Source organism: Streptomyces sp. NPDC048659 (assembly GCF_040650575.1).
Classification (GTDB): domain Bacteria; phylum Actinomycetota; class Actinomycetes; order Streptomycetales; family Streptomycetaceae; genus Streptomyces.
Genome location: NZ_JBEZHM010000076.1, coordinates 22,230 through 30,271, shown reverse-complemented (window position 1 = coordinate 30,271; position 8,042 = coordinate 22,230). Strand labels below are relative to the sequence as shown.

General features: G+C 71.7%; 5 protein-coding genes. All 5 read right to left on the bottom strand.

The annotated features are described in order from the left end of the window. Window positions 1-88: 88 nt before the first annotated feature. A complete protein-coding gene (locus tag AB0C99_RS35395) occupies window positions 89-3,889 on the bottom strand; it encodes a multifunctional oxoglutarate decarboxylase/oxoglutarate dehydrogenase thiamine pyrophosphate-binding subunit/dihydrolipoyllysine-residue succinyltransferase subunit (RefSeq protein WP_362483916.1) in 3,801 nt (1,266 codons plus the stop codon). 303 nt (window positions 3,890-4,192) lie between these two features. After that, a complete protein-coding gene (locus AB0C99_RS35390) occupies window positions 4,193-5,245 on the bottom strand; it encodes a HAMP domain-containing sensor histidine kinase (RefSeq protein WP_362483919.1) in 1,053 nt (350 codons plus the stop codon). A gap of 50 nt (window positions 5,246-5,295) precedes the next feature. Beyond that, complete coding sequence (locus AB0C99_RS35385) at window positions 5,296-6,030, bottom strand: response regulator transcription factor (protein ID WP_362483914.1); 735 nt, start codon at window positions 6,028-6,030, stop codon at window positions 5,296-5,298. Window positions 6,031-6,090: 60 nt separating this feature from the next. Further along, window positions 6,091-6,780 carry a spermidine synthase gene (locus AB0C99_RS35380; RefSeq protein ID WP_362483912.1) on the bottom strand — a complete coding sequence of 230 codons (690 nt, stop codon included), beginning with the start codon at window positions 6,778-6,780 and terminating at the stop codon, window positions 6,091-6,093. A 101-nt stretch (window positions 6,781-6,881) separates the two neighbouring features. Continuing rightward, on the bottom strand, window positions 6,882-7,949 hold the full coding sequence (locus AB0C99_RS35375; protein ID WP_362483910.1) for a 5'/3'-nucleotidase SurE: 1,068 nt from the start codon (window positions 7,947-7,949) through the stop codon (window positions 6,882-6,884). Window positions 7,950-8,042 lie beyond the last annotated feature (93 nt).

Sequence of the window (8,042 nt, the reverse complement as noted above, 5' to 3'; positions counted from 1 at the left end):
GCTTCCTGGCGCTCGCCTGGGAGTCCGGCGCCCAGCCGCTCGTCGTGCTGAGCAAGGCCGACCTCGTCCCCGACCCCGTCGGCCTCTCCTACCTGTCCGTGACCAGCTGCGCCTGCTCGGCCTGGTGGCGCTTGGCCGAGCCGACCGCCGGGGACGAGGAGTGCGGGCGGGAGATCCGGCGCAGGCGCTCGCCCGCCGGGATGTCCGCGCCGACCGCCAGGTCCAGGTGGTCGATCAGGTTGAGCGCGATGAACGGCCAGGCACCCTGGTTCGCCGGCTCCTCCTGGGCCCAGATGTACTTCGCCGCGTTCGGGTACTTGGCGATCTCGGCCTGCAGCTCGGCACCCGGCAGCGGGTACAGGCGCTCCAGGCGGATGATCGCGGTCTCCGTGTCGCCGCGCTTCTGACGCTCGGCCTCCAGGTCGTAGTAGACCTTGCCCGCGCAGAAGACGACCTTGCGGACGTCCGCCGGGTTGACCGTCTCGTCGCCGATGACCGGGCGGAAGCCGCCGGTGGTGAACTCCTCCACCTTGGACGCCGCGGCCTTCAGACGCAGCATCGACTTCGGGGTGAAGACGATGAGCGGCTTGTGGTGCGGGTTGTGGACCTGCCAGCGCAGCAGGTGGAAGTAGTTCGACGGCAGCGTCGGCATGGCGACCGTCATGTTGTCCTGGGCGCACATCTGGAGGAAGCGCTCCGGGCGGGCGGACGAGTGGTCCGGGCCCTGGCCCTCGTAGCCGTGCGGCAGCAGCAGGGTGACGCCGGAGGTCTGGCCCCACTTCTGCTCGGCGGAGGAGATGAACTCGTCGACGACGGTCTGCGCGCCGTTGACGAAGTCGCCGAACTGGGCCTCCCAGACCACCAGGGAGTCCGGGCGGGCCAGCGAGTAGCCGTACTCGAAGCCCATCGCCGCGTACTCGCTGAGCAGCGAGTCGTAGACGTTGTAGTGGGCCTGGTCCTCGGCGAGGTACAGCAGCGGGGTGTAGTCCTCGCCGGTCACCTGGTCCACCAGCACCGCGTGGCGCTGGCCGAAGGTGCCGCGGCGGGAGTCCTGGCCCGACAGGCGGACCGGGGTGCCCTCCATCAGCAGGGAGCCGATGGCGAGGGTCTCGCCGAAGCCCCAGTCGATGGTGCCGTCGTCGATCGAGGCCGCGCGGCGCTGCATCTGCGGCATCAGGCGCGGGTGGACCGTCACCCGCTCCGGGACGTTGACCTGGGACTCGGCGATCCGCTTCACGACCTCGGCGGAGACCGCGGTGGTCACGGCGACCGGGAACTCGGGCTTGGCGTCCGGGACCTGCGGGGTCGACGGGGCGGCGGTGGCCTCGCGGACCTCCGCGAACACCTTCTCCAGCTGGCCCTGGAAGTCCTGGAGCGCCTGCTCCGCCTCTTCCAGGGTGATGTCGCCGCGACCGATCAGGGACTCGGTGTACAGCTTGCGCACCGAGCGCTTCTTGTCGATCAGGGTGTACATCTGCGGGTTGGTGAACTGCGGGTTGTCGCCCTCGTTGTGACCGCGGCGGCGGTAGCAGATGAGGTCGATGACGACGTCCTTGTTGAACGTCTGGCGGAACTCGAAGGCGAGCCGCGCCACCCGGACGCACGCCTCCGGGTCGTCGCCGTTCACGTGGAAGATCGGCGCCTCGATCATGCGGGCCACGTCGGTGGCGTACATGGAGGAGCGGGACGACTCGGGAGCCGCCGTGAAGCCGACCTGGTTGTTGATGACGATGTGGACCGTGCCGCCGGTGCGGTAGCCGCGCAGCTGCGACATGTTCAGCGTCTCGGCCACGACGCCCTGGCCCGCGAAGGCCGCGTCGCCGTGCAGGGCGACCGGCAGGACGGTGAAGTCCGTGCCGCCCTTGTTGATGACGTCCTGCTTGGCGCGGACGATGCCTTCCAGGACCGGGTCGACCGCCTCCAGGTGCGAGGGGTTGGCGGCCAGCGAGACCGTGATCTGCTCGCCGTCGAGGCCCGTGAAGGTGCCGGTGGCGCCCAGGTGGTACTTCACGTCGCCGGAGCCGTGCATCGACTTCGGGTCGAGGTTGCCCTCGAACTCGCGGAAGATCTGCGCGTACGACTTGCCGACGATGTTCGCGAGGACGTTCAGCCGGCCGCGGTGGGCCATGCCGATGACGACCTCGTCGAGGCGGGACTCCGCGGCGGAGTCGATGACCGCGTCGAGCAGCGGGATGACGGACTCGCCGCCCTCCAGCGAGAAGCGCTTCTGGCCGACGTACTTGGTCTGCAGGAAGGTCTCGAACGCCTCCGCCGCGTTCAGCCGGCGCAGGATGCGCAGCTGCTCCTCGCGCTCCACGCGGGCGTGCGGGCGCTCCACGCGGTCCTGGATCCACTTGCGCTGCTTGGGGTCCTGGATGTGCATGAACTCGACGCCGGTGGTGCGGCAGTACGAGTCGCGGAGCACGCCGAGGATGTCGCGGAGCTTCATCATCGACTTGCCGGCGAAGCCGCCGACGGCGAACTCGCGCTCCAGGTCCCACAGGGTGAGGCCGTGCTCGGTGATGTCCAGGTCGGGGTGCTTGCGCTGCTTGTACTCCAGCGGGTCGGTGTCGGCCATGACGTGGCCGCGGACCCGGTAGGAGTGGATCAGCTCGAAGACCCGCGCGGCCTTGGTGACGTCGTCGTCGTGCGAGGCGTCGATGTCCTTGAGCCAGCGGACCGGCTCGTAGGGGATGCGCAGCGACTTGAAGACGTCGTCGTAGAAGCCGCCCTCGCCGAGGAGCAGGTTGGCGACGATCCGCAGGAACTCGCCGGAGGCGGCGCCCTGGATGACCCGGTGGTCGTAGGTCGAGGTCAGGGTCATGACCTTCGAGATGCCCAGCTTGTTCAGGGTGTCCTGGGAGGTGCCCTGGAACTCGGCCGGGTAGTCCATCGAGCCGACGCCCATGATGACCGACTGTCCGGGCATCAGACGCGGCACGGAGTGGACGGTGCCGAGGCCGCCGGGGTTGGTCAGGGAGACCGTGACGCCGGTGAAGTCGTCCATCGTCAGCTTGCCCACGCGGGCCCGCTTGACGATGTCCTCGTACGCCTGCCAGAACTCGAAGAAGTTGAGCGTCTCGGCCTTCTTGATGCCCGCGACGACGAGCTGGCGGTCGCCGTTGGGCTTCACCAGGTCGATCGCGAGGCCGAAGTTCACGTGCTCCGGCTTGACCAGGGTCGGCTTGCCGTCCTTCTCCGCGAAGGAGTGGTTCATCGTCGGCATGGCCTTGATGGCCTGCACCATCGCGTAGCCGATGAGGTGGGTGAAGGAGATCTTCCCGCCCCGGGCGCGCTTCAGGTGGTTGTTGATGACGATGCGGTTGTCGAAGAGCAGCTTCACCGGGACGGCGCGGACGGACGTGGCCGTCGGCATCTCCAGGGAGGCGTTCATGTTCTTCGCGACCGCGGCGGCGGGGCCGCGCAGGGTGATCAGCTCGGGGCCGGCGGGGGCCTCGGCGGCCGGAGCGGCCTTCACCGGGGCCGGAGCCGCGGCGGCGGGCTTCGCGGGCGCCGGAGCGGGCGCGGCGGCGGCGGGCGCCGCGGGGGCCGCCGGGGCGGCCTTCACGGGCGCCGGGGCCGGCGCGGGCACCGAGGGGGCCTGAGCGGCCGGAGCGGCGGCAGGCGCGGCCTGTGCGGGGCCCGGCTGCGGCGCCACGGGAGCGCTCGGGGGGGTGGCGGCCGGGGCGGCGGAGGTCTCCGCGGCACCGGGCTTGTAGTCGGCGAAGAAGTCCCACCAGGCACGATCGACCGAATTCGGGTCCTGGAGGTACTGCTGGTAGATCTCGTCGACGAGCCACTCATTGGCACCGAAGGCGGCGGCAGGGGACTTTCCCTGCCCGCTTTGGTCGGTCGGGGAGCTCGGGGTACTGGGGGACTGAGACGACACGGCGGCAACCGCCCTCTTCCGCTTCACAAGGTGATGGACAGCGGAAATAAAGGCTACGCCTCCCTGGCCGGGAGGTGCAGGCCGGGCACTCCAACGTCGCGCAAGTCACACTTGACGGGGTGTTTCAGTGCCATGAATGGCGGGAAACAAGCGTGGTTCTGCCCTCGTGCGGGTAGGGGAAAGTGCGGGTGCGGCCCCCCGGGCGCGCATCCCTGTCCTGTTCCTGACCACGTCATGCGGGTCTCTCGTACGAGTGCTCGTACGGGTACACGCAGAACGCCTGCTTCCGGTTCGAACCCTACGTCAATCTCGGACCGGAAGGCTGCCCGGAAGAGTGAGCCTGATCCGGCAGCCGCGTGACGATTCGGCCACGCCGATGTGCCCGCCGTGCAGATCCACCGCCCAGCGCGCGATCGCCAGGCCGAGTCCGGTGCCGCCGTCGCTGCCCGGACCGTGCTGCGCGCGGACCGTGCCCCGGTTGAAGCGCTCGAAGACCTTGTGCCGCTCCGCCTCCGGGATGCCGGGGCCCTCGTCCTCGACCTCGACCTCCAGCGACTCCGGGAACGGGCCGCGCCGGGCCCGTACGGTGACCCGGCCGTGCGGCGGCGAGTGCTTCACCGCGTTGTCGATCAGGTTCGCCATCACCTGGTGCAGCCGCTCGGCGTCCGCGTGCGCGGTCAGCTCCGGCGGCGACACGTCCAGGTGCAGATGGACGTCCGTCCGGTTGTGCAGCCCCGAGCTGGTGGTCAGCCCGCGCTGGGAGGCCGCCAGGTTCGCCTCCCGCAGCACGCCCGACAGGTACGGCCAGACCTCGAAGCGGCGCGTCCGCAGCGCCACGACACCGTTGTCGAGCCGCGACAGGTCCAGCAGCGTCTCCACCAGCCGGCCCAGCCGCTCGGTCTGCTTCAGGGCGGTCCGCATCGTCTCCGGGTCGGCCGCCGAGACCCCGTCCACCACGTTCTCCAGCACCGCGCGCAGCGCCGCGATCGGGGTGCGCAGCTCGTGCGAGACGTTGGCGACCAGCTCCTTGCGGTGCCGCTCCACCGCCTCCAGGTCGTCCGCCATCCGGTTGATCGTCAGCGCCAGGTCGCCCAGCTCGTCCCGCCGGTCGGCGCCGCGCACCCGGCGGCTGAAGTCGCCGCGCGAGATCGACCCGGCCACCGTGTTCATCTCGTCCAGCGGCGCGGTCAGCGACTGCGCCACGAACTGGGTGATCAGCAGGGTCGCGATCATCGCGAAGATCGTGATGTAGCGGAACTCGGTCGAGGTGCGGATCGCCACCAGCGCCAGGCACGAGGTCAGCAGGACCGCGCCGACCACCAGGGCGCCCAGCTTGGTCTTGATCGAGATCACGATGCGGCGCCGCTCCCGCCGGGGGCGCCTGCGGTCCTCCCCCCGCGGCCGGCTCACGGCGCCGGGGTCTCCAGCGCGTAGCCGACCCCGTGCACCGTACGGATGCGCTCGGCGCCGATCTTCCGGCGCAGCGCCTTGATGTGGCTGTCCACGGTCCGGGTGCCGGAGGCGTCCGCCCAGTCCCACACCTCGGCGAGGAGCTGTTCGCGCGAGAGCACCGCGCGGGGCGTGTTCGCCAGGCAGACCAGCAGGTCGAACTCGGTCGGCGTCAGGTGCACGTCGTCGGTCCTGACCCGGACCCGGCGCTGCGCGTGGTCGATCTCCAGCTCGCCGAGGCGCAGGATGCCGCTGCGCGGGGTGACCGCCGCCAGCGCGGCGCGCTCCACCCGGCGCAGCAGGACGTGCACCCGCGCGGCGAGCTCGCGCATCGAGAACGGCTTCGTCATGTAGTCGTCCGCGCCGACGCCGAGCCCGACGAGCATGTCCGTCTCGTCGTCGCGGGCCGTGAGCATCAGGACCGGTACCGGGCGCTGGGCCTGGACCCGGCGGCAGACCTCCAGGCCGTCGAAGCCGGGCAGCATCACGTCCAGGACCATCAGGTCCGGCTGCCACGCCTCGGCCGCGTCGACGGCGGCGGGGCCGTCGGTCGCCGTCTGCACGAGGAAGCCCTCCGCGCGCAGCCGGGCGGAGACGGCCTCCACGATGGTCGCGTCGTCCTCGACGACCAGGACCCGCCGCTGGGCCCCCGGAGTCGCCCCACCCTGATGACCGGTGTGTGTCTGCTCCATTGCCCCGCCTCGCGTCGCCGATGTCGGTGCAGCAGCCTAGAGGTAGCGGCGGCGTCCCGGCTACGCAGGCCGGACGGCGAGGTGGACCACGTCGGGGACGCCCCGGGCAACGGGGATCTCTTCGGTCCGTACCCCGCTGAATCCGGCATTCCGCAAGGACCCTTCGAAATCGGCGGACGGCCGCGCGGACCAGATCGCGAGCACTCCGCCGGGCCGCAGCCGCTCCGCGCAGGCCGCCAACCCCGGGGCCCCGTACAGGGATTCGTTGTCCTCGGTGACCGTCCAGTCCGGCCCGTTGTCGACGTCCAGGCACAGGGCGTCGTAGTGGTCGGGGGAGGTGCGCAGATAGGCCAGCAGGTCCGTGTGCAGGATCACGGTCCGCTCGTCCGCGAGCGCCGCGCCGGAGACCGAGGCCAGCGGGCCCTCGCGGTGCCAGTCGATGACCGCCTCCTCGCGCTCCGCGACCGCGATCCGGCGCCAGCGGGGGTCGGCGGCGGCGTGCGCCAGCGAGAAGCCGACGCCCAGGCCGCCGATCAGGACGGAGGGGCCCGAGTCCCGGGCGGGCTCCGGGAGCGCGGCCATCGCCGCGTCGACCAGCAGGCGCTCGGAGCGTCCGTCGGAGGTGTCCATCAGGAAGGCGCCGTTGGCGATGATCTCGTAGACCGGGCCGTCGGCCGCGGCGCGTCTGCGCAGCACCACCTCCCCGTACGGGCCCTCGCGGCGGTCGACGGTGACGGGGGTGGTCGTCAAGGCGCGCTCCGTTCTCGTCCGGCTGCTCGGCCCCGGGCGCCCGCCGGAGCGGACGGCCGGGCCCGACACGTTACGGAGTACGGGCGCGGCCCGCCGCCCTTTTACGGCCTGGGCGCGTCGTGCCCGACGTACCGCTCGATCCGGTTCAGCGTCCGGCGGGCCGTGACCGGGGTGCCGTAGGTGCGGTCCCAGGTGACCGGGGCGATGGTGACGTGGCCCTTGTCCAGCAGCCAGACGGAGTCGGCGTCCTTCCGGCCCTCGGCGCACTCGCCCTCGCCGCTCCCGTCGTACGGGCACAGGCCGAGCGCGATGTCGAAGGAGTCGCCCGTGCCACGCTGCTCGAAGGCGTGGTAGACGACGGCCCCGTCGCCGACCCGGGTCCACACGGCGGGCCTGGCCCGCCGCCCGGCGCTGACGTCCGGGTAGTCGACCTTGAGCGCGAACTCGGAGGTCAGCAGCGAGCGCGCCCGCAGGTCCGCGACCAGCCGGGCGCCGAACTCGGCGTTGGCGCGGTAGTTCTCGCGCGGGAAGGCGGTGTTGTCGGCGTTGCCGGAGGAGGAGAAGGCGAGGGCCGGGACACCCTGGTCGATCGCGGCGACGGCGGCGCCGACGGTGCCCGAGTCGTTGACGCCGGCCGAGACGTTGGGGCCCGAGTTGATGCCGGTGAGGACCAGGTCGGGGGCCTCCTTCCAGCCGACCTTGGCTCTCAGTCCGCCGCGCAGGGCGAGCTTCACGGTGTCGGCGGGGGTGGCGCTCGGGGTGTCGTCGGCGCAGGGTCCGGCGGCCAGGCACACGCCGAAGACCGCGCCCTTGGAGGGCGCGCCCGCGCAGTCGTCCGCGTACCCGGCGGGCAGCGCGGTGCGGCGCTGGGCGGTGACCACGCCGCCGTTGGTGACGGCGGTGCCCTTGCCCGACTGGACCTGCCAGGGGGCCATCACGACGACGTCGGCCCCGGCGGCGCACATCGCGCGGCGCAGCTCGTAGAGGCCGAGGCCGTCGGAGTTGCTCGCCTTGGCGGCGCGCATGGAGTCGTCGTTGGAGATCAGGACGCGCAGCCCGGCGAGGGGCTGGCCGGCGGGGCCGGGGCGGGCGGGTGTCACGGCGTAGGCGGCGGTCCCGGCGGCCACGAGGGTGGCGGCGGCGGTGGCGAGGGCGAGGGAGGTGCGCATGAGGGAGTCCCTTGTGTCATGGGCATGGCATACGGAGGGTAAAAAGCGATCCGGGGCCCTGCCCCCCACGGGAGGGCCCCGGATCGGTGCGGG